The sequence below is a fragment of the Sphingobacterium gobiense genome (assembly GCF_002980575.1).
Taxonomy (GTDB): Bacteria; Bacteroidota; Bacteroidia; order Sphingobacteriales; family Sphingobacteriaceae; genus Sphingobacterium; species Sphingobacterium gobiense.
This window is the reverse complement of sequence record NZ_PVBS01000005.1, coordinates 200,903-225,685: the sequence shown is the minus strand read 5'-3', so window position 1 is coordinate 225,685 and position 24,783 is coordinate 200,903. Positions and strand designations below refer to the sequence as shown.

Genomic DNA, 24,783 nt, shown 5'->3' with positions numbered 1-24,783 from the left:
GGTAAATTGCACCACCTCTATTAACATAAAATGTCGCCTCCGGAACTTTGATAACTGTAGAAACTCATCCTTAGTATTATCCCCTATACCAAAGATCCGAAGCGACGCTTCTTTCGTTCTTTTTTCTAAAAAAAGAACACCAAAAAAAACCGTACTTTTGCACCCATTATGGGTAGACGAATTCCACAGGACAAGCGGTTTGTATCCGATGTCCAAATTATTGATATAGCGGAAGAGGGCAAAGGGGTCGCTAAGCACGACGAATTAGTACTGTTCGTCGAGCAGGCTGTGCCTGGCGACGTCGCAGATGTAGAGCTGTTCCGGAAGAAGAAAAACTTTGTAGAGGGACGTTTGGTAGCATTAAAGGAGCCCTCAAAATATCGTGTAGACCCTTTTTGTCCGCATTTCGGTGTATGTGGAGGATGTAAGTGGCAACACATGGAATACCCCGCGCAGTTGTTGTTCAAACAACAATATGTCGAGAACGCACTCAAGCGCTTAGGTAAAGTTGATGTTTCTTCAATGGAACCTATTCTGGCCTCGGCGGAAACGACGTATTATAGGAATAAACTGGAATTTACATTTTCTAATAAACGATGGCTGACGTCGGTGGACGAAGAAGTAAAGCCAGACGATTTTAACGCTCTAGGGTTTCATGTGCCAGGAAGGTTTGACAAGATTTTAGACATAGATCACTGCTTTCTGCAACAAGATCCATCCAATACTATTCGGAATGCGGTGCGTACTTTTGCCATAGCACAGGGAATCTCTTTTTATGATCTACGTGCACATGAAGGTGCTTTGCGTAATCTAATTGTCCGTACGTCTTCGACAGGAGAAGTGATGGTGATTGTTGTTTTTGCCTACCCGGAAGAAGGACAGGTCGATTTATTGATGAACTATATCAGCGAGCAGCTTCCAGGACTTACCTCACTGTTATACATCATCAATCAGAAGCGTAACGATACCATTTTTGATCAGGACATCTATATTTTTAGCGGACGTGATTTTATCTATGAAGAGATGGAAGGATTGAAGTTCAAGGTGGGACCAAAGTCTTTTTATCAAACGAATTCTGCGCAAGCGTATGAGCTGTATAAGATAACACGCGACTTCGCCGGCTTAAAAGGAGATGAATTGGTCTATGATCTATACACCGGAGCAGGAACAATTGCTAATTTTGTAGCAGGTATGGCGAGAGAAGTTGTGGGTGTAGAGTATGTGCCTTCTGCTATTGAAGATGCGAAGATCAATTCGCAAATAAATGGGGTTGGCAATACGAAGTTCTATGCAGGGGATATGAAAGATGTACTGACTGCGGATTTCGTAAACGAGCATGGTCGGCCCGATGTTGTGATTACGGATCCACCACGAGCAGGAATGCATCCCGATGTTGTGAATCGCATTTTGGAAATGGAAGCTAAAAAAGTAGTCTATGTAAGCTGCAACGCCGCAACGCAAGCTCGTGACTTAGCTTTATTGCAAGAAAAATACAAGGTAGAACGTATCAAACCTGTGGACATGTTTCCACATACACAACATGTAGAAAATGTCGTTTTATTAGTGAAAATTGAGGAGTAAAGAGAGAATATGGATATTGAAGATTTAATGAGAAGAATGTCGTCTTCAGACGATCCGACCGCAAACAGCCCTCTTAAAAGCTTGAAAGTTGATCTGGATTTTTACAGTGATTCCATAAAGGAGGTGGCTACGGAAATGATAGCAGAAGGATACACGTTATATCCAATTTTTATTGCGCATCAACATGAGGTCAGTATTGGAGAGCTATTGTTAAATAAAGACGAATTGAATACACAGTGGACCATTAATGTGAGCTCGCTGGAGGAGTTTGTCGACCGTGGACTTATCAAAGAAGATCGAAAAGACTACTTTGTGAAGCATTTCAAAGATACCAATGGATATATGTGTCTTTTTGTTGTCGTGCCAGAGGGTGGCAATTTTGTTTTCTATCCGTATAGCTAACTTTTGGTTAGATTTAGAACTTTTTAACATTGGTTACGCTAAACATTTGCTAAATTTATATGAATGTATATAAATAAGAAATATATTTGGTTACTCGTGAGTTGTATAACGCTCCTACTCATAAGAGCATCAAACACATGTGCACAGCAGTCAAGTGGAGTTTCAGGTATCGTAGTAGAAAAGGGTGGAAGCACACGTCTTTCGGAGGTAAACGTAACGAACTTGCGGACAAAAAAGCGTGTGCAAACAAATACATTTGGTGTATTTATCATCGAAGCGTCTGTTGGAGACAGTCTTTCTTTGACAAAAACCGGATATGGGCCGGTGAAAACCGTTTTGCAGACAAATGAAGATATCCTTGTCGAAATGCAGGCTGGTTTGACAATTGAAACGGTGATTGTGAGCCGGATGAGCAAGGAAGCGGAGATGAGGGATATGTTGGACGACTATCGTAAGAAAGGAGTCTATAACGGAGGCAAGAATACAGTGGGTACTTATTTAGGTAGTCCGGCGACCGCGTTGTATAATTTATTTGGACGTGATGCAAAAAACGCAAAGCGATTTGCAAATTTGATGGATAGAGAACTTGAAGAAAGCCAAGTTGATCGAGTTTTTAACAAAACTAGCGTACAGTCCTTGATTAGCTTAGAGGGAGACGAACTCCAGTCGTTTATGGATATATACCGTCCTTCCTATAGTATGGTTAAAAATTGGGGGCAATATGACTTCATGCATTATGTTAAACGGTCATTTGAAGCTTGGGACAAAAATGGACGACCCCGTTCTAACCGTTTGCCGAAACTCGAAATTCCTCCACAGGAACGATAATTCTGTTTAATTTTTATTAGAATAATATTTATATCCCTCTATTAACGGCATCCATGCAGGTTTCCGTTGATTTAAGTCATAGTTGTTGTATTTTGGCATTTACTTTGTTTGTATAATGTAATTAAGTGAACATAGAAAATAATTAATTATGAAATTCAATAGAAAAATAGCTGTCTATGGCTTGTCAGTAGCCACGTCAGTAATGTTGTTTGCCAGTTGTGCTGCTGTACAAAATGCTAGTAACACAACAAAAGGAGCTGCTATTGGAACAGCTGCGGGAGCTGGTTTAGGGGCATTAATTGGTGGCAAGGCCGGTAATACGGCTGTAGGGGCTATCGCAGGTGCGGCCATTGGTGGTGTAGCAGGTGGCTTGATCGGTAAAAAGATGGATAGACAGGCCAAGGAGATTGAAAATACAGTAGCTGGGGCGGAAGTGATCAAAGCCGATGAAGGGATCATTGTGAAGTTTGACGAAGGCATTTTATTTGACTTCAATAGTTCCACGCTGAAATCTGCTGCGAAGACAAATATTTCCAAATTGGTGGAAACACTAAATAAAGAGCCGGGTACGAATATTTTAGTTATTGGACATACCGATAATATTGGTACGTTAGCTGCAAATCAGAAGGTATCAGAATCCCGTGCCGCATCAGTTAGAGCTTATGCCGTTTCACAGGGATTGCGTAGTTCTCGGATAAAAACAGAAGGTAAAAACTATTCGGAACCGATTGCATCCAACGATACAGACGCGGGACGGGCTGAAAATCGTCGCGTGGAGATTGTGATTGTAGCTGGTGACGACATGATTAAAGAAGCACAAGCGGAAGCTGGGAATTAGGCATCAGAATTTTTGTGTATATATAATAATGAAAAGCGCTGTTCTATCTGGACAGCGCTTTTTTTTTATGTCTGGATCGAAAGACCATCCAGAACCTCCATGGCATCTCTATCCTTGTTGGTGCCCCTGCTTGAGCTATAGGTTTTTTTACAAGCGCTGCCAAACTGTCATCAATCTAAGTTTTTATTTGTAACTTTGTAATCTTTTAGTTGATGCTATGATAGAATTACAACACACAACAAAAATACACGACGAGTCTCGTCAAGGTGAGGCTTTGGATATGCTCCCTACAGGCAAATCTAAGGGAAGAAAATTGTATATCGAAAGCTACGGCTGTCAAATGAACTTCTCTGATAGTGAGATTGTTGCTTCTATTTTGTTGGATAATGGTTTTGAAACAACCAAAGATTATAAGGAAGCTGATGTTGTGTTTATCAACACCTGCTCCATCCGGGAAAACGCAGAACAGCGTGTGCGGAATAGGCTGAAAGAATTTGAATCTGCGAAAGCGAAGAATCCAGGCTTGGTAGTGGGTGTTCTAGGTTGTATGGCAGAGCGATTGAAGTCGAAATTCCTCGAAGAGGAGAAGCTAGTTGATGTCGTAGTAGGTCCAGACGCTTATCGTGATTTACCAAACTTGATAGATAAGGTTGATGACGGCAACAAAGCGGTCAATGTACTGCTTTCAAGAGAGGAAACCTATGCAGATATAAGTCCGGTCCGTTTAAACTCCAATGGAATTTCTGCGTTTATTTCTATAATGCGCGGGTGCGACAATATGTGTTCATTTTGTGTTGTTCCTTTTACACGCGGGCGTGAAAGAAGTCGGGACTGCCATTCTGTTGTGAAAGAAGCACAAGATCTGTTTAACGCTGGCTATCGAGAAGTCACTTTGTTGGGACAGAATGTCGATTCGTATAAATATACGAAGCCAGTAGCGGAAGACGAAACGCAGGGACAGATGATAAACTTTGCACAGCTATTGGCTATGGTGGCGGAAGTAAGTCCGGAACTTCGTGTGCGTTTCTCCACTTCTCATCCGAAAGATATTACCGACGAGGTATTGTATACCATGTCTCGGTACGAAAACATTTGTAAATACATACACTTGCCGGTGCAATCGGGAAGTTCACGGGTATTGGAATTGATGAACCGTACATACGACCGACAATGGTATATGGATAGGGTTAATGCTATCCGTCGTATTATTCCAACCTGTGGTATATCTACTGACGTGATTACGGGATTCTGTACCGAAACAGAAGAAGAACATCAAGAAACGCTTTCTATGATGGATTACGTAAAGTATGATTTTGCCTATATGTTTGCTTATTCCGAGCGACCAGGTACATTGGCTGCAAAACGTTATGAAGATGACGTACCAGAAGATGTGAAGAAAAGACGGTTGACAGAGGTCGTTAATAAACAGCAGGAGCACAGCCTTTATCGTTTACAAAATTTTGTTGGCAAAGTACAAAAAGTTCTTATTGAAGGATTTTCAAAACGTTCGGATCAAGATTATTGTGGTCGAAATGATCAAAATTCGATGGTTGTCTTCCCTATTGATGAACGCTTCAAGCCGGGGCAATATGTCCACGTATTGGCTGAACGTTGTACATCAGCAACTTTAATTGGCAGGATTGTAGAGTAGAAGGTCGGAAGAAAATGGATATTCAAGATATTAAAAATAGATTTGGAATCATTGGTAATTCACCGTTATTAAATCGTGCAATTGATGTCGCCTGGCAAGTGGCCCCAACGGACATATCTGTGTTGATACAAGGCGAAAGTGGATCAGGGAAAGAGGTTTTTTCACATATTATTCACCAGTTAAGTGCGAGAAAACACGGGTCTTTTATCGCGGTAAACTGTGGTGCGATTCCAGAAGGAACTATAGACTCTGAATTGTTCGGTCACGAGAAGGGTTCATTTACGGGTGCACACGAAGCACGAAAAGGATATTTTGAAGTCGTAGATGGTGGGACTATTTTTTTGGATGAAGTAGGCGAACTCCCTTTAGGTACACAAGCGAGGCTATTACGGGTGTTGGAGACGGGGGAATACATTCGTGTAGGTTCATCGAAAGTACAGAAAGCGAATGTACGTGTAGTTGCGGCAACGAATGTCGATGTGTATGAAGCGGTAAAAAAAGCTAGGTTTAGAGAAGATCTGTATTATCGTTTGAATACTGTCCCGTTGCGGATTCCTTCTTTACGAGAACGTAAAGAAGACATCAATCTACTCTTTAGAAAATTCATTGTTGATTTTTCAGATAAATACAGATCGCCAGGGGTACAATTGACACCAGACGCACAGGAAACGCTAATGAATTATAGCTGGCCTGGAAATGTGCGACAATTAAAAAATATTGCCGAGCAAATTGCTGTGTTGGAAAAGGAACGTGTTGTCGATTCGTCTATACTATCTAAGTACTTGCCCGTAGAGCAGCCTGTATCATCGTTGCCCGTCTTTGTCAAAGATGCCGGAAAAGAAGATTTTTCAGAGCGAGATTTATTGTATAAAGTGCTTTTTGATATGAAAAAGGATATGGTGGATTTGAAGAAACTTGTGGTAGAGCTTATTAAAGAGGGAGTAAATCCAGGTACTTATGAGCAAAATTCACCGTATATTAATCAATTGTATAAAGAAGTTAAGCCTTCTGCGGGCTATTTAGGTGAAGAAGGTGTAAACCCCACTTTAACTATTCATAACCCTAATCAAGGCCCAAAAGGGAATGACTATATGTCATATGATGACCAAGAAGCTGAGGAAATAGAGGAGTCGCTTTCTTTGGTAGAGAAGGAATCGGATTTGATAAAAAAGGCGTTGAAGAAACATAAAGGTAAACGTAAGGCAGCTGCTCGGGAACTGGGCATTTCTGAACGTACCTTGTATAGGAAAATCAAAGATTTAAATTTAGATTGATGAATGCCATGAAAACGAGGAATATATTTTTATTTCCCTTATTAGCTGTTGTGGTATGCTTCTTATTTAACGGCTGTGGTGTTAAATATGGTTTTACAGGAGGGTCTATTCCCCAGAATATGAAAACGGTGCATGTGGCTTATTTCGAAAATATTGCGCCTATGGTCTACCAAACGCTCGGTCAAAACTTTACAGAGGGGCTGAAGGAACGTATTCGAAACCAATCTAGACTTAGTCAAGTCAACGGTGAGGCAGATGCCATGTTCGAAGGTGTTATCACGGGGTATGATATTGCTCCCGCAGCAGTAGAGGCCAACACAGATCGTGCGGCCTTAAATCGTTTGACGATTACGGTTAAAGTAAAATATACAAACCGTTTAGACGAAACCGGAGAGAGTAATTTCGAGGAATCGTTTTCACAATTTAGAGAGTTTTCTGGTTTGATACAATCGCAAGAAGAAAATTTAACAAGGGAAATTATTAATTTACTGACGGAAGATATTTACAATAGAGCATTCGCTAACTGGTAAAATATATGGGAAAGCAAGGATCGTCATTTATACATTTATATCACCAAGCTTTGGTTAGCCCAAAGGATATTGCCTTGACTGATTTTGAGCAATTGCTCGCTCGATATCCCTATTCGCAGCCACTTCACTTTGCCTTTGAAAGGCATAAGTTTTTGAAAGATGGGCAGTCGGTTCGCCTAGAAAATCGGGCAATTCTGTTGGCAAGTAGTGCCAACTGGTTGGCAGAATATGTTCAGTTGCCGATAGAAGAGGTGCCTACAGTAGAAGTAGAAGATGACGATTACGTACCCTTTGAGGATGTAGCGGCATCTTCGGACGAGATGGAAGAACCTCTTGTGGAAGAGCGTTTAACGGATGATGAGCACAAGCGGCCAGATGAGCAACGAGCTGACACGCAATCTGTCGTAAATACAGAGGGGGAAGAGCGTAAAGATGCTTTAGAGACGTTGGTGCAAGAAGGTATAGGAGGTGGAGATTATTTTGCTGTTCATGCTAAGGACAAACAATTTGAACAGCAAAAAGGAGAAATTTCTGAAGAACAGCAGACAGAAAACGACAGAAAAGAAGAAAATATTAGTTTATATAATGACGAGTTGATGCCTTATAGCTTCCGTTGGTGGTTACATAAGACCCGATTGGAGCATGCCGACACTTACCAGCCATTTGCAAGTCTTCGAATTCCAGTGGCAAATAGAACGTCATTTAATCCAGCGGAATTGGATCGTGTTACACTCGATCAACAGATTCGTGAGCATATTATCCACCTACAGCATCCGGAAGATAAACTGAGCGATGAAGTGAAGCGTCGCGAATCGATAGCTAATGGACCAAGTAAGGTGGCAGAAGTGATAGAGCGATTTATTCGGGAAGAACCTCAGATACAACCTCCACAACCAGAGAATTTAAATGTCGAAAACAAAGCCAGAAAGAGTTCGGAAGAACAATTTGACTTAGTGACAGAAACGCTTGCGGATATATACGCGGATCAAGCCATGTATGTCAAAGCTATAGAAGTTTATAAAAAATTAATTTTGAGATTTCCAGAAAAAAAATCGTATTTTGCGACCCGAATTAAGGAATTGGAAGAAAAACTATATTAACAAATAAAATAATGCAAACATTTTTAATTGTCCTGATCATATTGGTGAGTGTTTTATTGGGATTTATCGTGTTGATTCAAAACCCTAAAGGAGGGGGCTTAGCATCAGGATTCGCTGGCAGCTCTAATTTAATGGGGGTGCAACGCACAGGTGATTTCTTAGAAAAAGGAACATGGGGCTTGGCCATTGCATTGATGGTGTTCTGTTTGGCGATGAACATTTTAGGACCATCAGCCGGAGGGGGAACAGGAGGACTCGGTGATCAAATCGATGCTCCGGCACAAACTTCTCCACTGAACCTTAATCCGGGTCCTACACAACAAGAAACAGCGCCCGTCACGGGAACGGAAACGCCTACGCCGGCAACAGGTGTTGATAGCGTAAATTAAGACGTAGCTTAATCGATATATTGAAGACCTCGCAAACTAGTTGTGAGGTCTTTTTTTTAAACATCTGTTTTAAAGAGACTATCAAGAACCACATCTCGTGTCCATCGCTATCGCGTTGTGAATCCTGGTGATGGCGGTGTTTGAAATACTGTCTCATTTAGTATGACAGGATGGCGCGAGTGCGTGAAAAAATGACAATAATTCCCTTGTTTTTCCATTTGGCATAGTTGGTGATGGAGATGAAGAGAAGAATTTAAATCAAAAATCAAATTAAAAAATAACTAGATTACTATGGCATTAAGTATTAAACCTATCGGAGACAGAGTTGTCGTAGAGGCAGCTCCCGCAGAAGAAAAAACAGCATCAGGAATCTACATTCCGGACACGGCAAAAGAGAAACCTTCTCAAGGGACTATCGTTGCAATAGGAGTGGGAAAACCGGAAGAGCCGCTAACTGTTCAAGTGGGCGATAAAGTTTTATATGGCAAATATGCAGGTACAGAGATTACTTACGAAGGTAAGGAGTATTTGATTATGCGTGAATCTGATATTTACGCGGTTCTATAAGTCAAGGTAAAATCAATATTAAAAAAAGAGTTAGCAATATCTAATACTTAGTACTAAATACTAATTAAAAAAATGGCAAAACAAGTAAGATATAACGTAGAAGCGCGTGACGCACTGAAAAAAGGTGTCGACACCTTGGCGAACGCAGTAAAAGTAACTTTGGGACCTAAAGGTCGTAATGTAATCATCGAGAAAAAATTTGGTTCTCCTGCGATTACAAAAGATGGTGTAACCGTAGCCAAAGAAATCGAATTGAAAGATGCTTTGGAAAATATGGGCGCACAGATGGTGAAAGAGGTTGCTTCTAAAACAGCTGATCAAGCTGGTGATGGTACAACAACTGCTACTGTTCTTGCTCAAGCTATCGTTGCTCCGGGTTTGAAATCTGTAGCAGCGGGTGCTAACCCAATGGATTTGAAACGTGGTATCGACAAAGCGGTTGCTGCGGTTGTCGCTAATTTGCAATCGCAATCAAAAGAGGTAGGAGCTGATAACAACAAAATCAAACAGGTTGCTACGATTTCTGCAAACAATGACGAAGTAATCGGCTCTTTAATTGCCGAGGCTATGCAGAAAGTTGGAAACGACGGGGTTATAACGGTAGAAGAAGCTAAAGGTACCGAAACTGAGGTGAAGACAGTTGAAGGTATGCAGTTTGACCGTGGTTATTTGTCGCCGTATTTCGTGACGAACTCTGACAAAATGGAAGCGGAATTGGAGAACCCTTATATCTTGATTTACGACAAGAAAATCAGCAATATGAAAGAATTGTTGCCTATCTTGGAAAAACAAGTGCAAACAGGCAAGCCGTTGTTGATTATTGCGGAAGACTTGGATGGCGAAGCTTTAGCTACATTAGTCGTGAACAAAATCCGTGGTTCACTGAAAGTAGCTGCGGTGAAAGCACCGGGCTTTGGCGACCGTCGTAAAGCAATGTTAGAGGATATTGCTATTTTAACAGGCGGTACGGTTATCTCTGAAGAAAGAGGTTATAAATTAGAGAATGCGGAGCTTTCTTACCTAGGCCAAGCGGAGAAAATAACCGTAGACAAGGACAATACAACAGTTATTAATGGCTCAGGAAATGCGGACGATATCAAAGCTCGTGTTGCACAAATCCGTTCACAAATCGAAACTACAACGTCAGACTACGACCGTGAGAAATTGCAGGAACGTTTGGCGAAACTGTCTGGTGGTGTAGCTGTACTTTATGTAGGTGCCACTACAGAAGTAGAGATGAAAGAGAAAAAAGACCGTGTAGACGATGCATTGCATGCTACCCGCGCTGCAGTAGAGGAAGGTATAGTTGCTGGTGGTGGCGTTGCTTTTATCCGTGCGATTGAGGCGTTAGTAGATCTTAAAGGTGCTAATGAAGATGAAACAATCGGTATCGACATTATCAAGCGTGCTATTGAAGAACCTCTTCGTCAAATCTGTAACAACGCCGGTATCGAAGGCGCGGTAGTTGTTCAAAAAGTAAAAGAAGGTACGGCTGACTTCGGATACAATGCACGTACAGACGTGTATGAAAACTTGATTGGTGCAGGCGTTATCGACCCAACCAAAGTTTCTCGCGTATCATTGGAAAATGCAGCTTCTGTTGCATCTATGCTATTAACTACAGAATGTGTGTTAGCTGATGAGCCAGAAGAGGCTGGAGCGGCTAGTGCTGGAGCTCCACCAATGGGCGGAGGTATGCCAGGCATGATGTAAGATAGGCACGTCCCTATTATATAATTGAAACAAAAGGCTTCGGATATTTTCTGAAGCCTTTTTTCTTTTTTATATTTAGTCCAACATATTCATATCAGATGCAAAAATATCATTATACGGATGGAACAAATACGTTCGGCCCTTTTTCGGTAGAGGAGTTAAAAACCAAAGGTGTTACTGGCGATACATATGTATGGACTGAAGGTATGCCGAACTGGGTGCTTGCTAAAAATGTACCGGAATTGAGCGGTATTCTATCCATCGATTCGCAGCCTTATTTCACAGGATCACAAACTCCTCCTCAATTTCCGAATACACCGGCTTCACCATATAACCAGCGTATGGGGCAACCGCCAAAGACCTATCTGCTAGAAACGATTCTTACGACCATTTTTTGTTGTTGGCCGTTAGGAATTCCCTCCATTGTGTACGCATCACGCGTGGAAAAAAAATTCTATGCTGGTGATGTATCGGGAGCGGAGACGGATTCTGCAAATGCAAAAAAATGGTTGTGGATCAATGTCGGCGTTTGTATTGGACTGTGGCTGCTTTATTTCATTATTTTTGGTTTCGCAATGTTCGGGGCGATGATGTCTGGAAATTTCTAACAACATGTTGAGAAAGTATCGTTGGGTATTTCTAGGAGCCAGTATGGTAATGTTGGGAGCCGCGACGTACATTTATTATATCTACGATCCTGCTGCTCATAGCTGGTTTCCGCAGTGTCCGTTCAAGGCATTGACGGGATTGGATTGCCCGGGATGCGGTTCGCAACGTGCGGTTCATGCAATATTACATGGAGATTTTCGGGAAGCATTTCATTACAATGCTTTGCTACTACCTTTTATTCCCTACCTAACCATCGGCTTTGGGTATCGATTGGTGAAAGATCCAGATGAACGTCTAATGAAATGGCGGAGAATCCTGTTTGGTGAATACGCCATTAAAATTTTAGTAGCTGTGATTTTGATGTATTTTATTCTGCGAAATATGATGTAGATTCGTTATTCGTAATCCTTGTATTTAGACATGGAAACGTATACAAATTCTTTTCTTCTCTTTCTTCGAAGAAGGCTCGAAGAGCAGTTTTTTGGATTGGTTTTTGTCCCATCCGCATAACGCTAAGTTCGTAAAACTAATAAAAAAGAATGCATGATTTTAATCGTTGACGACCAAATAGAAAATATATATTCACTTGATAAGCTGCTAAGATCCAAAGGTTTTGAAGTTGATTCCGCCCTTTCGGGGGAAGATGCTCTTAAAAAAGTATTGAAAAACGACTACGCGCTGGTTATTCTGGACGTGCAAATGCCGGGCATAGATGGCTTTGAAGTAGCGGAAACGCTATCGGGGTTTAGTAAAACCAAAGAAGTGCCTATTATATTTTTATCCGCTGTGAATACAGATAAGAAATTTATAGCTAGAGGTTACGCTTCGGGTGGTATAGATTATATAACCAAGCCAGTAGACCCCGATATTTTAATGCTGAAAGTAAAGACGTTCTATCGATTATATGAGCAGACACTAGCACTGAACGAGACTCAAAAAATATTGGAATCAGAGATAGAAACGAGAAAAAAGGCGCAACAGGAACTGAGAGATAAGGTGGAGCATTTACATACTACGCTCGAAAGTTTGCCACAAATTGCTTTTACAGCGGATGGTAAAGGTAGGATTACTTTTGTCAATAAAAGGTGGTATAAATTTTCTCGTTGCCCCGAGACGTTCCCCGAAGTACACCCAGATGATACTTGTATCAAAAAAGTTTGGCAACACTGTATTGAACGTAGCCAGCCATTGGAGCTGGAAGTGCGTATCAAAGGACTGAAATCCGGACTTTTTTGTTATCATCTCTTACGTATTATCCCTGTCAAGGACAGAACGGGAGTACACAGTTGGGTAGGAACTTTTACCGATATACACGAACAGAAAGAAGAAGAGAGGAAAAAAGATGAATTTTTGAGTATAGCAAGCCACGAACTCAAGACTCCACTGACGAGTATCAAGGCTTATATTCAATTATTAGAACGTATGCCGGATGTCCAGAAAGAAAGCAAATTTGCAACCTATATCAGCCGTGCGCAAAATCAGATTAATAAATTGGACAGTCTTATTGCTGATCTATTAGACATTTCCAAGATTGAAAATGGAAAGCTAAAGGTGAATAAAAAGCTGTTTAATATGGAAAAGCTGATTGAAAGCGCTATCGAAACTATTTATTATACGCATAGCCATGTGCAGGTACAAATCGAACGAAAAGGGGAATTAATTACACAAGAAGTGAACGGTGATGCTTTTCGTATCGAGCAAGTGCTAATCAACTTCCTGACGAATGCTATAAAATATTCTCCCGACAGTGATAAGGTAGTTATACACACTGCTGCCGATAGAGATCAGCTTTATATAGCCGTCCAAGATTTTGGAATTGGGATTCCGGACCACAAAAAAAATAATATCTTTACGAAATTTTACCGCGTGGAGGAATCATCTGTAAAATTTCAAGGACTAGGGATCGGTTTGTATATCTGTGCAGAAATTATTAAACAGCACAATGGCACGTACGGCATAGAAAGTTCTTCAAACCAAGGGACGACCTTTTATTTTACTATACCATTTTAACTAAATCGTTATGTCCAAGAATCTTATTCGGAAATTACAGGTTGGATTTGGATTTTCGTTGTTTGTATTATTGTTAAGTTCATCTGCTTCCTACATTAGTATCAAGACGCAGATGAATAACCGCAACAAGGTTATCAAAACACATCGAACAATCGATTCGATCAATCAGATTTTGATTAATCTACAGAACGTGGAAACAGGGCAACGTGGCTATCTGTTAACAGGTGAGGTAAGGTTTTTAGGACCTTATCATGAAAGCCGAATTTCCCTGCCAGCATCTTTATCCGCAACCCGCGAGTTAACCAGTGATACACCAGAACAAGCACGACGTGTAGACAGCATAGAGGTATTAATGAAGACGAGGCTGGATCTCTTAAATGAACATGTTAATTTAAAAAGAGAGGGAGGGGCAGTTACGGTCGAACAGTTAGAGCGTGGTAAATTGTATATGGACAGCTGCAGGAATATTATCGGTCGCTTTGTGCATGAAGAAGCTAGTAAGCTCGATCTCCAAACCACGAGAATGCAGCGAAATTCTGGATTGACTTCATTCTTTATCATTTTTGCAGCTTTGGTTTCCCTCGTTGTTACCATCTTGTTCTACCTACAAATCCGAAATGAGTTTCGAAGACGAGAGAATATGCAATTACTGCTTCGCGAGAAAGATGAGGATACGACACACCGTTTGAATATTATACACAATATGACGCAACGGATCGCAGATGCAGATTATTCCGTTAGGCTAGATGATGCTCAAAAGGATACATTGGGTTATATTGCTACTTCCCTCAATGGTATGGCAATTGCGTTGGAAGAGTCGTTTGGAAGGCTTAATGATAACGAGTGGCGACAAACCGGACTAGCTAAAATAAACGATATTTTAGCGGGCAATAAGACGGAGGAGATCGTTGCGAATGACGCGTTGGAGTTGCTGGTATCCTATACAGAGTGTTTAAATGGGGCGGTTTATATATGGGACAAAGGCCTGCTTTCGCTATCAGGTTCTTATGGTTTAGCAGACCACATGAAAAAGGAATATCAGCCGGGCGAAGGAATTGTGGGGCAAGTATTTAAAGATAAAAGAATTAAAGTTTTAGAAAACGTAGATGAAAAGGACTATGTTGTTAGTTTTTCTTCGGGAGAAATAAAAACCACCCATCTACTGTGGTTGCCTTTGATGGTAAAAGGACAGTGTTTTGGAGTAATTGAGCTCGGAAGTAGGCTACCTTTTGAGCAATTGGACATGGACTTCTATCAAGAGGCTTGTCGCAATATTACGTTAGAAATTTTGGCTGCGAAAGGGAGAAAGCAGATCCAAACGTTATTGGAAGAAACGCAAGCCCAGGCAGAGGAACTACAAACACAACATGCAGAACTAGAGAATCTTAATACGGAGCTAGAAGCTCAAACGCAAAAACTGCAGGCTTCTGAAGAAGAACTGCGCGTGCAACAAGAAGAACTAATGCAGTCAAATCAGGAATTAGAAGAACGCTCAAAACTGTTAGAGGAAAAGAATCATCTTATTGCTGAACGAAATCTTGAAATTCAAAAGAAAGCGGAGGAGCTCGCGCTCAGCACAAAGTATAAGTCGGAGTTTCTTGCCAATATGTCGCATGAGCTCCGGACACCGCTAAATTCTATTTTGTTATTATCTCGATTAATGGTCGAAAATGCAGATGCCAATTTAACGGAAGACCAAGTGGAATCCGCCAAAGTTATACAAAGCTCTGGTTCTAGCTTATTGAACCTTATCGATGAAATCTTGGATCTCTCGAAGATAGAAGCTGGAAAGATGGAACTCGAGTACGAACATGTGGCATTAAGCGATCTGAGAAACGACTTATTAAGTTTGTTTTTGCCAATAGTGGAGGAAAAGGGACTTGAGTTAAAGGTTGAAATAGACGAAAGCGCAACGAACTATGTGGAAATAGATAAACTAAGGCTTGAGCAGGTGCTCCGCAATCTCCTTTCCAACGCCATTAAATTTACGCCCAAAGGTCGCGTGACATTATCGATTTCTCAACAACACGATAATCCCGATTATGTACAGTTCATCGTGGAAGACACAGGAATTGGAATTAGTCCAGAAAATCAAAAGATTATATTCGAGGCGTTCCAACAAGCAGATGGTTCTACACGACGTAGGTTTGGGGGGACCGGATTGGGGCTTTCTATCAGTAGAGAAATTGCCCGATTATTAGGCGGCGAAATTACGCTGAACAGTGTGCTAGGCGAGGGGAGTACCTTCTGTCTTATTATCCCTATCCGGAAAATGGTCATCCCTTTGGTAGCCGCACCTGATATGCTGGTAGAGAGCATTACACATGATGTAAAAGAGGTGACCTCCCTAGTTACTGATGCATCCTCTTCGTTAACTATCTCAGATATTCCTGAGGAAGTTAAAGATGACCGCCATGATATTAAACCGGGAGATAGCGTTATCCTTATTGTTGAAGACGATACGCCATTCGCTAAAACGTTGCTTAAGTATACAAATCAAAATGGGTATAAAGGCATCGTGATTGTACGGGGGGATTGGGCGACAGAGGCGGCTGAAAAGTATCAACCTTTGGCAATTTTATTGGATATACAGCTTCCTGTAAAAGACGGGTGGCAAGTGATGGAAGAACTCAAGAATAATGCGAAAACAAAACATATCCCCGTACACATTATGTCGTCGTTGGAAGTGAAACGGGAGAGTCTGTCGAAAGGTGCTATTGATTTTATAAATAAACCTATTGCGATAGAACAGATTGGACAAATGTTTCGTAAAATAGAAGATGCGCTTACCCGGAGTCCTAAAAAGGTGTTGATTGTTGAAGAAAACCCAAAACATGCGACGGCATTATCTTATTTTCTGAGCAATTTTAATATCGTCTCCGAGATTAAGAACAGTGTAGACGATAGTATTCGCGCATTGATATCTGACAATGTTAATTGTGTTATTTTGGATATGGGTGTGCCGGATGAAACAGGCTATAAAACGTTGGAAGCGATTAAGCGAAATGAGGGGCTAGAACATTTACCTATTATTATTTTTACAGGTAAAAATTTATCTCAGACGGAAGAGTTGAAAATAAAACAGTATGCCGATTCGATTGTTATTAAGACGGCACATTCGTTCCAACGTATTCTGGATGAGGTAGGGTTATTTCTTCATTTGGTAGAAGAAAGCAATCTAGAACCGGAAAAAAGGAAATTAAATAAGTTAGGCTCCCTTAACGAGGTGCTTAATGGAAAAACGGTGCTGATTGCAGATGACGATGTGCGGAATATCTTTTCGTTGACGAAAACATTGGAGCACTATCAAATGAAGGTAATTTCAGCAATAGATGGGAAAGAGGCATTACAACAATTGGAAATGCATCCGGAGACATCGATTATCTTAATGGACATGATGATGCCTGAAATGGATGGTTATGAAACGATCAGACAAATCAGGAGTATACAGAAATACGCTAAATTACCCATCATTGCTGTGACGGCAAAGGCGATGACGGGCGATCGTGAAAAATGTATCAAAGCGGGAGCGTCGGATTATATATCCAAACCGGTCGATAAAGACCAATTGTTATCCCTTCTGAGAGTGTGGTTATATGAAACCGAGAGATAAATAATATTGAAAAATAATTATTTACGTCGAGCTCTGTCAACCAATAAAAGGAAAATGATTGGATGAGAACTAACGTTGGAATTATACATAACAATGAAAACGCAAAAGGTAATTTTAATTATCGATGACGATAGCCGGAATATTTTCGCGTTACAATTAACGCTGAAAGCTAGGCGATACACGTTTTTATCTGCTCAAAACGCGCTAGAAGGTTTGCAGCTTTTGCAAGCTAACTCCGAGATAGGATTGGTCTTGTTGGACATGATGATGCCTGAAATGGACGGTTATGAAGCTATAAAACAGATTCGACGTTCGGATGTATATGGAAGGGTCCCAATTGTTGCTGTTACAGCAAATGCAATGAGTGGTGATAGGGAGAAATGCTTGGCGGCCGGAGCAGATGATTATATTGCGAAACCCATCGATGTGGATAAGTTAATGAAAGTTATTGAGGAGTTGTTATAGATGATTGAGTTGGATATAGTGAAGGACGATGATATGGAAATGTTGTTAAAGGATATTTCCAATTTGTATGGTTATGACTTTACGCAATATAGCAAGGCGTCGTTAAAACGACGCCTCAATAGAATATGTATGCTCGATAAGTTCGCAAGCTTTGCGGAATTAAGGTATAGGCTTACGCATGATGGGGCCTATCTGTCGCGTTTTATTGAAGAAATAACCGTCAATGTCACGGAGATGTTTAGAGACCCTCAATTTTACGCTACATTACGCCAGCATATATTACCCGTCCTAGGAACGTATCCGTTCATTCGTATCTGGGTAGCTGGCTGTTCAACAGGCGAGGAAGCTTATTCACTAGCTATATTGTTAAAGGAAGCTAATTTGTTTGATAAAACGTTGATTTATGCGACGGACATTAATCCCAACGTGCTAGAAAAGGCCTCCAAAGGTATTTTCCCATTAAATCAAATGAAGCAGTATTCCAGAAACTATATTTTATCAGCTGGAAAACGGGATTTTTCTTCTTATTACGTTTCGATGTATGACGTGGTAAAATTCCATTCTAATCTAAGCAGTAGAATGGTGTTTTCCACCCATAATTTGGTGTCAGATTCCTCCTTTAATGAATTTCAGCTTATTTTATGCAGAAATGTCCTTATCTATTTTGATAAGGACCTTCAAAACAAAGTGTTTAAACTTTTTGACGATAGTCTTCAGCCGCTTGGCTTTTTGGCGTTGGGAGCCAAGGAAACGCTTCGATTTTCCAATGTCGAGCACCGATACAAACAGTGGAATGAGGATCGAATTTGGAAAAAAATATCTTAGTAAAAATGGCCATGAAAAAGGTGACAGAGATTCTATTAATAGGTGGGTCTGCGGGAAGCATCAGTGTACTTTTGGAGGTACTGCCTCATCTTAGCGATCACCTTTCTTTTCCCATAGTGGTGGTGGTTCATCGCCAGTCACACCCCGAAAGTATACTGGAAGGATTATTGGGATCTCGTAGCCGTTTACCAGTGGAGGAAACCTATGATAAAATGACGCTGAAAGCCAGTTACATATATCTAGTACCGGCAGATTATCATCTTTTATTTGAAAACAAGCAGCTAGTCTCTTTGGATTATTCGGAAAAAGTCAACTATTCTCGACCATCTATCGATGTCTCGTTTCGGTCTGCCGCACAAATATTTACGGAGCATACCACTGCCCTACTGTTATCTGGAGCTAACACAGATGGTATCGACGGTTTGCGGTGTATAGCAAAGCAGCAAGGTACAATCCTCGTCCAGGATCCCGATACAGCCGAAATAGCTTTTATGCCTCAACAGGCCCTTCTTAATTTACAGGTTGACACGGTTTTAAAACCAGGAGAAATGGCTTCCTTCATTAATCAGTTAAGTACGAACTATTAATTTTACAGCACCATGAAGAACAAAAAAATACTTGTATTTGATGATGATACCAATATTTTAGATGTTTTTACCATTGTTCTCGAATCCTCGGGATACCAAGTAGAAATTTCAGAAACCTCACATGATATTTTGGAACGGGTTAAAGAAGTAAGCCCGGACATGATTATTATGGACAATTGGATTCCTAATATTGGTGGCGTAAAAGCTACGCAAATACTCAAAAGTGAACCTGCTTTTAAGCATATCCCCGTCATTTATTGTTCAGCGAACAACGACGTAAGTTCCCTCGCGGAACAGGCGGGCGCAGAGGCATATTTGGCCAAACCGTTTGATCTAGATGAATTGGAGAATACGGTGGCGGGTCTACTTCGACATAAAGCCAAGTAAAGGTCGTGTGTAAGTAATGGATAAATAAAGGAAACCGCTTAATCTGTATCAGCGCAAAACGTTTGAACGTACGTGGTGTTCTATTTCTATAACTATGGGTAAAAAGGAGAACAATAGCATATTTGTACAGTCGTTATTACGGCTTTTTGTATTCATACTGTACGGCGCCATTTATCCTGTGGCTCACTCGCAAGATTCGACCGTTCGTTCACAAGACGTCATTTGGGCGGAAAGGCAAGCACAGTTGCAGCATTGGAAACGGGTACAAGATACCTTTTCACTCACTGTCGACAGTATAAAAAAGCGTTTTTTGTTCGAGCGTGGAACACGTGATTCCACGGCCCTAGATAGCACGTTGATTTTTCTGATTGAGAAAAAGAAAGGGATTTCAAAATATATTTATGATATTAAGACTGCCCGAACGACATGGCCGTTAACATCTGCACATACACCTGTTGAAGGAGATAGTGTGGTTTTGGAAGAATTGTTAGAAACGGATGCTATCGAAAACAAAAATAAACACTTGGTAGACACATTGTCACATCTGATCAATGGCTATGAAAGACTGATTGCCGACGTCATTTACCTAGAAAGATGGATTGGAAACCAACGAGCAGAACTAGCAATAAATGATGTAGATACGAGTACTGTAAAGAAGAAACCTATTCAACGGCATATAATGCGGGCGGTACACACCAATTTAGGGAAGGATGGTTCTACTTCAGGGTTTTTCGATTTTCCGGCATGGAGTAATCGTCTTTTTCTAATTTTAATAAGCCTATTTTATTTTTATTGGATGTATAAGCTGGGGCGTAAGGCAGAGCAGGACGATGAGGAATTTCGATTATATCAGAACGAACCATTATGGATCCCGTTTTTGAAAGCGTCCATTTTCTTTTTGACGTTATTGCCTTTTGCCTCCTTGTCTGTGCCTGTTCTTATTCTTGAAAGCAGTTATTTTCTCGTTTTTGTGTTCCTTTATATTCTTTTATACAAAGAGCTTTCGGCCTTTAAACGGAAAGTACTAGGGCTGATTTTCATTTCTTATATTATATTGATAGTGGCAAATCTCTTTTTATCCACCCCGTGGTGGACGAAGGTTTTTGCAATATTGGCTAACGTCATCGGTATGATCATGGTTTGGTCTATAGGACGCCGAACAGACATCGATAATCCGATAGGATATATTCACCGCTATGCCCGTTGGGCGATTATACTAGGGCATTTTCTGGCCATCGCGCTAAATATAATGGGATATGTCAGTTTTGCGCGTATGTGGAGTTTGGCGGCGGGTATTGGATTATTGCAAATTATTGCACTACGTGCTGTACGCGAAATGTTACTTCACGATATTGAGCAGCAATATGAACGAGCGAAGCCCGAAGCTATGTTACGTCGTTTCGATGTGAAGCGAATGTTGCTGAGTTTTGAACGCCTATTCCGTTTTTGTTCGGCTGCTTTGATTGTGTTAGTATTGTTGAACAATTTCCATCTCGTCCGAGAAGCGAGTTCGCTGTTGGAACGTTTGCTCATGACAGAACATAAAATCGGAGGAATTGTGTTTGCCTATGGTAATCTTATGCTTGCAGGCGCCGTTATTTGGTTAGCAAACTGGTTTCAGAAAAACTTAAAAAATTTATTAGATGATTCTTCGCCTAAAAATGAGTTGCAGGTTCGGAAGATGACGCTATTCCCACTGTTTAGGCTGCTTATTATCGTTATAGGTTTTTTGATGGGTATTAGTATATTGGGTTTAGGGATCGATAAATTGACGGTTATTATTGGTGCATTGAGTGTTGGTATAGGCTTGGGATTACAGAATGTCATCAATAATTTCGTTTCGGGTATTATTCTGGTTTTCGAAAAACCTTTCAAGATCGGTGATTATGTGGAGTTGGCTGATAAAAAAGGCCAGGTGATGGAAATCGGTATTCGTTCCAGTACATTGTTGACAGATGAAGGTGCTCGAGTAATTATACCTAACGGTGACTTACTTTCTGGAAGGTTAGTCAATTGGACGTTTAGAGACGCGGATATCCGCGTGAATATGACATTAACTGTGGACAATACCATTCAAGTTGAAGAAGTCAAGAAAGAATTGGAGGCCAAGCTGGCGAGCTTTGAAGAGATAGACCGGTCTATACCCGTGAAAATATTCACAAAGGAAATTACGGTTGATAGCTATCAACTTAGCATTCAGGTAGGCATTAAGCACGTTCGTTATATTGAACGCTTTCGGAGTCGATTTTTAGAATCCTTTAAGGAAGATATGGATGCCCGAGGAGCTAAAGTTTCTTCTAGCTAGGCATGATTCCGTTAACCGCTACCAGATTCCCCGACAGTTTTCGGCAGCATTCCCTTCCTATATAACGCTCGCTCGTATATTGATATCGTAGTTTCCTACTTCCTTAGTCGCCGTTCTCCAGTCACCTCGTCTCTCCTCGTTTTAGCTGAATCGCGAATGATCTCTTCCTGTAGGATTTGTGCCCGGTACGATTGAAGTACCGCGGTCAATGTTAGGTTCTGGCGTAGAAAGTTCATTAATTTCGGGATCTGCATCAGGGTTGATCTCGTCGATATCTGGATTCGGAGCTTCTAATGGATCGATGTCGGGTTGCTCATCGGGCTGGTTCTCATCGATCTCCTCCAATTCTGGTTCTTCCCGCTCAAGAGGATCTACATCAGGTTGTTCGGGAGGGAGATTCTCAACGCGTTCTCCGCCATCTGGTAGATTTTCTTCATCCGGTGGATTTCCTCCTCCTCCACGATTCGGAGTCGCAGGATCAGATGCTGGGTCTGCCAATGTGAAAGCTAGAATAGGACCTTGTCCGTTCTCAGTAAAAAAGTTTTGTGTTTTCATCTGATTATTTTTTTATGAAACAGAGCTATAGCCCAATTTCATTATATTTTATGTATTAATGTGTAAATAGAACCTTTTCAGTTTAATATAGTTGCAGTGATAAATACCCAAAAAATAAAATAAATACCCTCAATGATGATATTTGCTCGATTTACGTTAATCAGTTATATACGGTATTTAAAAAAAACGACCCTGTTAAGGGTCGTCTAGGCTATTTGAATGCATTCGTGAAGCTTTCTATTCCTCTTTTTCTTTAAGAAGCAAGAGCGGAATGCTCGATTTTTTGATCAGCTGTTTGCTTACCCTTCGGTGAAATAGTCGCTCAAAGAATCCATATGATTTTGGAATAGTAACAATTAATCCAGCGTTATGGTATTCAGCAAAGGTTTCTATTTCTTCTGCAATGTCATCACCTGTTGTATAGTGATATTCCGGTTGGAATACTTCCAATAGCGCATTTATTTTATATTGCTCCGTAGTTGTGTCGGGGTTTGCTTGTTTCGCTTCTGGTATGACATTCAGAACCAGTAATTTTGCGCGAAGTCTTTCTAGCCATTGGGCAATTTCGGCCACGGGCGTGGCAGGCGATATTTCTTTTAAATCGCAGGCGAAAACGATCTTGCGGATAGGCTCGTAGCCAGCATGATTGGGGACGATAAGCAATGGTCGCTTTAAGGATGACGCTAGGTTGGCCGTATTACTGCCGATTAGTGCCTGTTCCAAATTACTCCTTCCCGTGGCTCCTACTACAACCAGATCAGCATCCCATTTCTCGAGAAGTCCTTCAATACCGTGTAGTAATGGGAAGTGATTCGTTACCACATGGATGCTCACAGAGCTATTTCCTCCGAGTATCTGTATTAATTCCTGCTGTACCGCCTCTAAATTTGATAAACTTTGTTTCTCTAGAGAAGGGGCTGCGTCTGTCATCGGGAGATCTGTGCCAATAGGCAAATTGTCATATGCGTGATAAAGTATAATATGATTTGCCTCTACAGATTTTGCTAGTTTCGTGGCATATCTGGCAGCATTTAGTGCTGATTCTGAAAAGTCTGTTGTAATGATAATTGTTTTCATCTGATTATGTTTTTCTATTAACCGTATTTAATGAACAATTTGTTGTAAGGGATTGTTTATTAAATAAATACCTAAAACGGAATAAATACGAGTCGGAGTGTGAGATACGTATCTCAGTGGCGTGAAATACCCGTATTTAATTTTTAGCCAACTATTTCGAGATATAATCCTTTTACTATGAAAGAGATATATTGTACTCTTGAAGCTGCTACAACAAATGTATATGCAAATAATAAAAGGCAGTAATAAAAATAGATGGTTTAATTAAAAAGGAATAACATGGAAAATTTAGAAAAAAACGTCAATGCGAAGGAAGGCGAAATGACCAAGGAAATTGAAAATAAGACAGCGCAAGTGCCATCAAAGGCATATTTATGTGTCGCCATTGCGGCGATGGCGGCATCCGCTACGTTAAAATGTATGGGACATAAGCATACCGCTTTGTTTGTTGGACAGTGGGTTGCTCCTTTTTTACTTTTTGGCATTTACAATAAGATTGTCAAAACACAAGGACATGATTAATATTAAGGAGATTAAAGAGCGTTCTGATTTACGTAGGACGGTCATAATTCTTTATTAAAATAACAAAAGTATGAAAGTATGAAAAGATATCTCAAGTATTGTTTCGCCGTGCTAGGTACGGTTATTCTATTTTTACCACGTATATCCGCACAGGAGGCTAATAGGGACCAAGAGTTTTTAACGAAAGCGGTTAGTTCGAACCAATTCGAAATCGCATTGGGAACACAGGCCTTAAAGCAGTCAGAAAATGAGGAAATCAAGCGATATGGTCAAATGTTGATAAATGATCATACCAAGGTGCTTGAGGAATTGCAAGACGCTGCGTTGGCCAAAAAATTAGTTGTACCGAATGGTATGGAAGAAAATCAAGCTTCCATATTAGAGTCGTTATCTGTGCTCTCAGGAGCGGATTTTGATAACGCGTTCAAGGATGTTGCGGTAAAAACCCACGAAAGTGCTATTGTATTATTTGAAAATGCAGCTAATAATTTAAGTGATCAGGAGTTTAGAAGTTGGGCTGCGGAAAAGGTGCCATCGCTTAGAAACCATTTGGAGCAGGCAAAATCGTTACAAGTAAAATCAAAATCTGATACGCCTTCTCATTCTATGAAAGAAGATTCAATTGAAACCTTATAAAATAAATGGTTATGGCAACAAAAGTAGAGAATGAAAAGACAGGTCTCAGAGAGAAAAAGAAAAAGAAAGAAGGAGATACTTATCAGGAACTTGGGTCGGTGGTTGAAAAGACAGAACGTACTAAAGATGGCGATGGGGAAGCTGGCGTAGATCCGCAGGTAGAGCAACTGAATGTTATGCCAAATGATCCTACGGACCGGCCTTTGGAGCGAAAAATAAAAGATAAAAAAGCGGATAATAAAAAGTAATATAAATTCCATACTAAAAGCGGCAATAAATAATTTTTATTTTATTTATTGCCGCTTTTTATTTTAATTAT

The 24,783-nt window shown here is 40.7% G+C and carries 25 protein-coding genes; 23 read left to right on the top strand and 2 right to left on the bottom strand.

From position 1 onward, the window contains the following. Window positions 1–168: 168 nt before the first annotated feature. The 20 genes from rlmD to C5749_RS18515 all read left to right on the top strand — a co-directional run bounded on the left by rlmD (window position 169) and on the right by C5749_RS18515 (window position 21,674). Window positions 169–1,581: a 23S rRNA (uracil(1939)-C(5))-methyltransferase RlmD gene (rlmD, locus tag C5749_RS18610; RefSeq protein ID WP_105727710.1), complete on the top strand. Its 1,413-nt coding sequence runs from the start codon at window positions 169–171 to the stop codon at window positions 1,579–1,581. A 9-nt stretch (window positions 1,582–1,590) separates the two neighbouring features. Beyond that, the gene (locus tag C5749_RS18605; RefSeq protein ID WP_105727709.1) at window positions 1,591–1,983 is read left to right on the top strand and encodes a hypothetical protein; all 393 of its coding nucleotides are present in this window, start codon (window positions 1,591–1,593) and stop codon (window positions 1,981–1,983) included. Window positions 1,984–2,079: 96 nt separating this feature from the next. Further along, complete coding sequence (locus C5749_RS18600; protein ID WP_146113792.1) at window positions 2,080–2,811, top strand: hypothetical protein; 732 nt, start codon at window positions 2,080–2,082, stop codon at window positions 2,809–2,811. Between the two features lie 148 nt (window positions 2,812–2,959). Further along, window positions 2,960–3,649, top strand: coding sequence for a YiaD family glycine zipper/OmpA-like lipoprotein (locus C5749_RS18595; RefSeq protein ID WP_105727707.1), 690 nt, complete (start codon window positions 2,960–2,962; stop codon window positions 3,647–3,649). 217 nt (window positions 3,650–3,866) lie between these two features. Continuing rightward, window positions 3,867–5,300 carry a tRNA (N6-isopentenyl adenosine(37)-C2)-methylthiotransferase MiaB gene (gene miaB, locus C5749_RS18590; RefSeq protein WP_105727706.1) on the top strand — a complete coding sequence of 478 codons (1,434 nt, stop codon included), beginning with the start codon at window positions 3,867–3,869 and terminating at the stop codon, window positions 5,298–5,300. Window positions 5,301–5,314: 14 nt separating this feature from the next. Next, window positions 5,315–6,574, top strand: coding sequence for a sigma-54 interaction domain-containing protein (locus C5749_RS20010; RefSeq protein WP_105727705.1), 1,260 nt, complete (start codon window positions 5,315–5,317; stop codon window positions 6,572–6,574). 8 nt (window positions 6,575–6,582) lie between these two features. After that, on the top strand, window positions 6,583–7,104 hold the full coding sequence (locus tag C5749_RS18580) for an LptE family protein (protein ID WP_105727761.1): 522 nt from the start codon (window positions 6,583–6,585) through the stop codon (window positions 7,102–7,104). Between the two features lie 5 nt (window positions 7,105–7,109). Then, window positions 7,110–8,204, top strand: coding sequence for a hypothetical protein (locus C5749_RS18575; protein ID WP_105727704.1), 1,095 nt, complete (start codon window positions 7,110–7,112; stop codon window positions 8,202–8,204). 11 nt (window positions 8,205–8,215) lie between these two features. Further along, window positions 8,216–8,593 (top strand): preprotein translocase subunit SecG, encoded by a 378-nt coding sequence (gene secG, locus C5749_RS18570; RefSeq protein ID WP_105727703.1) that lies wholly within the window; start codon window positions 8,216–8,218, stop codon window positions 8,591–8,593. 291 nt (window positions 8,594–8,884) lie between these two features. Continuing rightward, window positions 8,885–9,160, top strand: a complete 276-nt coding sequence (locus tag C5749_RS18565) for a co-chaperone GroES (RefSeq protein ID WP_105717926.1) — start codon at window positions 8,885–8,887, stop codon at window positions 9,158–9,160. A gap of 72 nt (window positions 9,161–9,232) precedes the next feature. After that, window positions 9,233–10,873 carry a chaperonin GroEL gene (gene groL, locus C5749_RS18560; RefSeq protein WP_105727702.1) on the top strand — a complete coding sequence of 547 codons (1,641 nt, stop codon included), beginning with the start codon at window positions 9,233–9,235 and terminating at the stop codon, window positions 10,871–10,873. A 98-nt stretch (window positions 10,874–10,971) separates the two neighbouring features. Continuing rightward, entirely contained in the window at window positions 10,972–11,481 is a 510-nt protein-coding gene (locus C5749_RS18555) for a CD225/dispanin family protein (RefSeq protein WP_105727701.1), read from the top strand. A 4-nt stretch (window positions 11,482–11,485) separates the two neighbouring features. Next, a complete protein-coding gene (locus tag C5749_RS18550; protein ID WP_105727700.1) occupies window positions 11,486–11,872 on the top strand; it encodes a DUF2752 domain-containing protein in 387 nt (128 codons plus the stop codon). A 153-nt stretch (window positions 11,873–12,025) separates the two neighbouring features. After that, window positions 12,026–13,492, top strand: coding sequence for a hybrid sensor histidine kinase/response regulator (locus C5749_RS18545; protein ID WP_105727699.1), 1,467 nt, complete (start codon window positions 12,026–12,028; stop codon window positions 13,490–13,492). 10 nt (window positions 13,493–13,502) lie between these two features. Continuing rightward, window positions 13,503–17,105, top strand: a complete 3,603-nt coding sequence (locus C5749_RS18540) for a response regulator (RefSeq protein WP_105727698.1) — start codon at window positions 13,503–13,505, stop codon at window positions 17,103–17,105. Between the two features lie 93 nt (window positions 17,106–17,198). Then, window positions 17,199–17,570: a response regulator gene (locus tag C5749_RS18535; protein WP_105727697.1), complete on the top strand. Its 372-nt coding sequence runs from the start codon at window positions 17,199–17,201 to the stop codon at window positions 17,568–17,570. Further along, window positions 17,571–18,395 (top strand): CheR family methyltransferase, encoded by an 825-nt coding sequence (locus tag C5749_RS18530; RefSeq protein WP_105727696.1) that lies wholly within the window; start codon window positions 17,571–17,573, stop codon window positions 18,393–18,395. 11 nt (window positions 18,396–18,406) lie between these two features. Then, window positions 18,407–18,982, top strand: coding sequence for a chemotaxis protein CheB (locus C5749_RS18525; RefSeq protein WP_105727760.1), 576 nt, complete (start codon window positions 18,407–18,409; stop codon window positions 18,980–18,982). A gap of 12 nt (window positions 18,983–18,994) precedes the next feature. Continuing rightward, on the top strand, window positions 18,995–19,369 hold the full coding sequence (locus C5749_RS18520) for a response regulator (protein WP_105727695.1): 375 nt from the start codon (window positions 18,995–18,997) through the stop codon (window positions 19,367–19,369). Between the two features lie 94 nt (window positions 19,370–19,463). Beyond that, window positions 19,464–21,674 (top strand): mechanosensitive ion channel family protein, encoded by a 2,211-nt coding sequence (locus tag C5749_RS18515; RefSeq protein ID WP_105727694.1) that lies wholly within the window; start codon window positions 19,464–19,466, stop codon window positions 21,672–21,674. Window positions 21,675–21,815: 141 nt separating this feature from the next. Here C5749_RS18515 and C5749_RS18510 read toward each other — a convergent pair whose 3' ends face one another. Both C5749_RS18510 and C5749_RS18505 read right to left on the bottom strand, forming a co-directional pair. Continuing rightward, on the bottom strand, window positions 21,816–22,229 hold the full coding sequence (locus C5749_RS18510; protein ID WP_105727693.1) for a hypothetical protein: 414 nt from the start codon (window positions 22,227–22,229) through the stop codon (window positions 21,816–21,818). Window positions 22,230–22,466: 237 nt separating this feature from the next. Continuing rightward, complete coding sequence (locus C5749_RS18505; protein ID WP_105727692.1) at window positions 22,467–23,306, bottom strand: universal stress protein; 840 nt, start codon at window positions 23,304–23,306, stop codon at window positions 22,467–22,469. A gap of 279 nt (window positions 23,307–23,585) precedes the next feature. On the opposite strand from C5749_RS18505, the gene C5749_RS18500 reads away from it, so the two are divergent. The 3 genes from C5749_RS18500 (at window position 23,586) to C5749_RS18490 (ending at window position 24,712) form a co-directional block, all read left to right on the top strand. Further along, on the top strand, window positions 23,586–23,828 hold the full coding sequence (locus tag C5749_RS18500) for a hypothetical protein (RefSeq protein WP_105727691.1): 243 nt from the start codon (window positions 23,586–23,588) through the stop codon (window positions 23,826–23,828). A gap of 78 nt (window positions 23,829–23,906) precedes the next feature. After that, complete coding sequence (locus C5749_RS18495; RefSeq protein ID WP_105727690.1) at window positions 23,907–24,464, top strand: DUF4142 domain-containing protein; 558 nt, start codon at window positions 23,907–23,909, stop codon at window positions 24,462–24,464. A gap of 11 nt (window positions 24,465–24,475) precedes the next feature. Then, window positions 24,476–24,712, top strand: a complete 237-nt coding sequence (locus C5749_RS18490; RefSeq protein WP_146113791.1) for a hypothetical protein — start codon at window positions 24,476–24,478, stop codon at window positions 24,710–24,712. Window positions 24,713–24,783 lie beyond the last annotated feature (71 nt).

Coding starts and splice junctions, on each gene's coding strand:
- C5749_RS20010 (WP_105727705.1), top strand. CDS start 5,315: ATGGATATTCAAGATATTAAAAATAGATTTGGAATCATTGGTAATTCA.
- C5749_RS18505 (WP_105727692.1), bottom strand. CDS start 23,306: ATGAAAACAATTATCATTACAACAGACTTTTCAGAATCAGCACTAAAT.
- C5749_RS18520 (WP_105727695.1), top strand. CDS start 18,995: ATGAAGAACAAAAAAATACTTGTATTTGATGATGATACCAATATTTTA.
- secG (WP_105727703.1), top strand. CDS start 8,216: ATGCAAACATTTTTAATTGTCCTGATCATATTGGTGAGTGTTTTATTG.
- C5749_RS18605 (WP_105727709.1), top strand. CDS start 1,591: ATGGATATTGAAGATTTAATGAGAAGAATGTCGTCTTCAGACGATCCG.
- C5749_RS18540 (WP_105727698.1), top strand. CDS start 13,503: ATGTCCAAGAATCTTATTCGGAAATTACAGGTTGGATTTGGATTTTCG.
- C5749_RS18550 (WP_105727700.1), top strand. CDS start 11,486: ATGTTGAGAAAGTATCGTTGGGTATTTCTAGGAGCCAGTATGGTAATG.
- C5749_RS18510 (WP_105727693.1), bottom strand. CDS start 22,229: ATGAAAACACAAAACTTTTTTACTGAGAACGGACAAGGTCCTATTCTA.
- C5749_RS18545 (WP_105727699.1), top strand. CDS start 12,026: ATGATTTTAATCGTTGACGACCAAATAGAAAATATATATTCACTTGAT.
- C5749_RS18575 (WP_105727704.1), top strand. CDS start 7,110: ATGGGAAAGCAAGGATCGTCATTTATACATTTATATCACCAAGCTTTG.
- C5749_RS18555 (WP_105727701.1), top strand. CDS start 10,972: ATGCAAAAATATCATTATACGGATGGAACAAATACGTTCGGCCCTTTT.
- miaB (WP_105727706.1), top strand. CDS start 3,867: ATGATAGAATTACAACACACAACAAAAATACACGACGAGTCTCGTCAA.
- C5749_RS18535 (WP_105727697.1), top strand. CDS start 17,199: ATGAAAACGCAAAAGGTAATTTTAATTATCGATGACGATAGCCGGAAT.
- groL (WP_105727702.1), top strand. CDS start 9,233: ATGGCAAAACAAGTAAGATATAACGTAGAAGCGCGTGACGCACTGAAA.
- C5749_RS18580 (WP_105727761.1), top strand. CDS start 6,583: ATGAAAACGAGGAATATATTTTTATTTCCCTTATTAGCTGTTGTGGTA.
- rlmD (WP_105727710.1), top strand. CDS start 169: ATGGGTAGACGAATTCCACAGGACAAGCGGTTTGTATCCGATGTCCAA.
- C5749_RS18595 (WP_105727707.1), top strand. CDS start 2,960: ATGAAATTCAATAGAAAAATAGCTGTCTATGGCTTGTCAGTAGCCACG.
- C5749_RS18500 (WP_105727691.1), top strand. CDS start 23,586: ATGGAAAATTTAGAAAAAAACGTCAATGCGAAGGAAGGCGAAATGACC.
- C5749_RS18565 (WP_105717926.1), top strand. CDS start 8,885: ATGGCATTAAGTATTAAACCTATCGGAGACAGAGTTGTCGTAGAGGCA.
- C5749_RS18525 (WP_105727760.1), top strand. CDS start 18,407: ATGAAAAAGGTGACAGAGATTCTATTAATAGGTGGGTCTGCGGGAAGC.
- C5749_RS18495 (WP_105727690.1), top strand. CDS start 23,907: ATGAAAAGATATCTCAAGTATTGTTTCGCCGTGCTAGGTACGGTTATT.
- C5749_RS18515 (WP_105727694.1), top strand. CDS start 19,464: ATGGGTAAAAAGGAGAACAATAGCATATTTGTACAGTCGTTATTACGG.
- C5749_RS18530 (WP_105727696.1), top strand. CDS start 17,571: ATGATTGAGTTGGATATAGTGAAGGACGATGATATGGAAATGTTGTTA.
- C5749_RS18490 (WP_146113791.1), top strand. CDS start 24,476: ATGGCAACAAAAGTAGAGAATGAAAAGACAGGTCTCAGAGAGAAAAAG.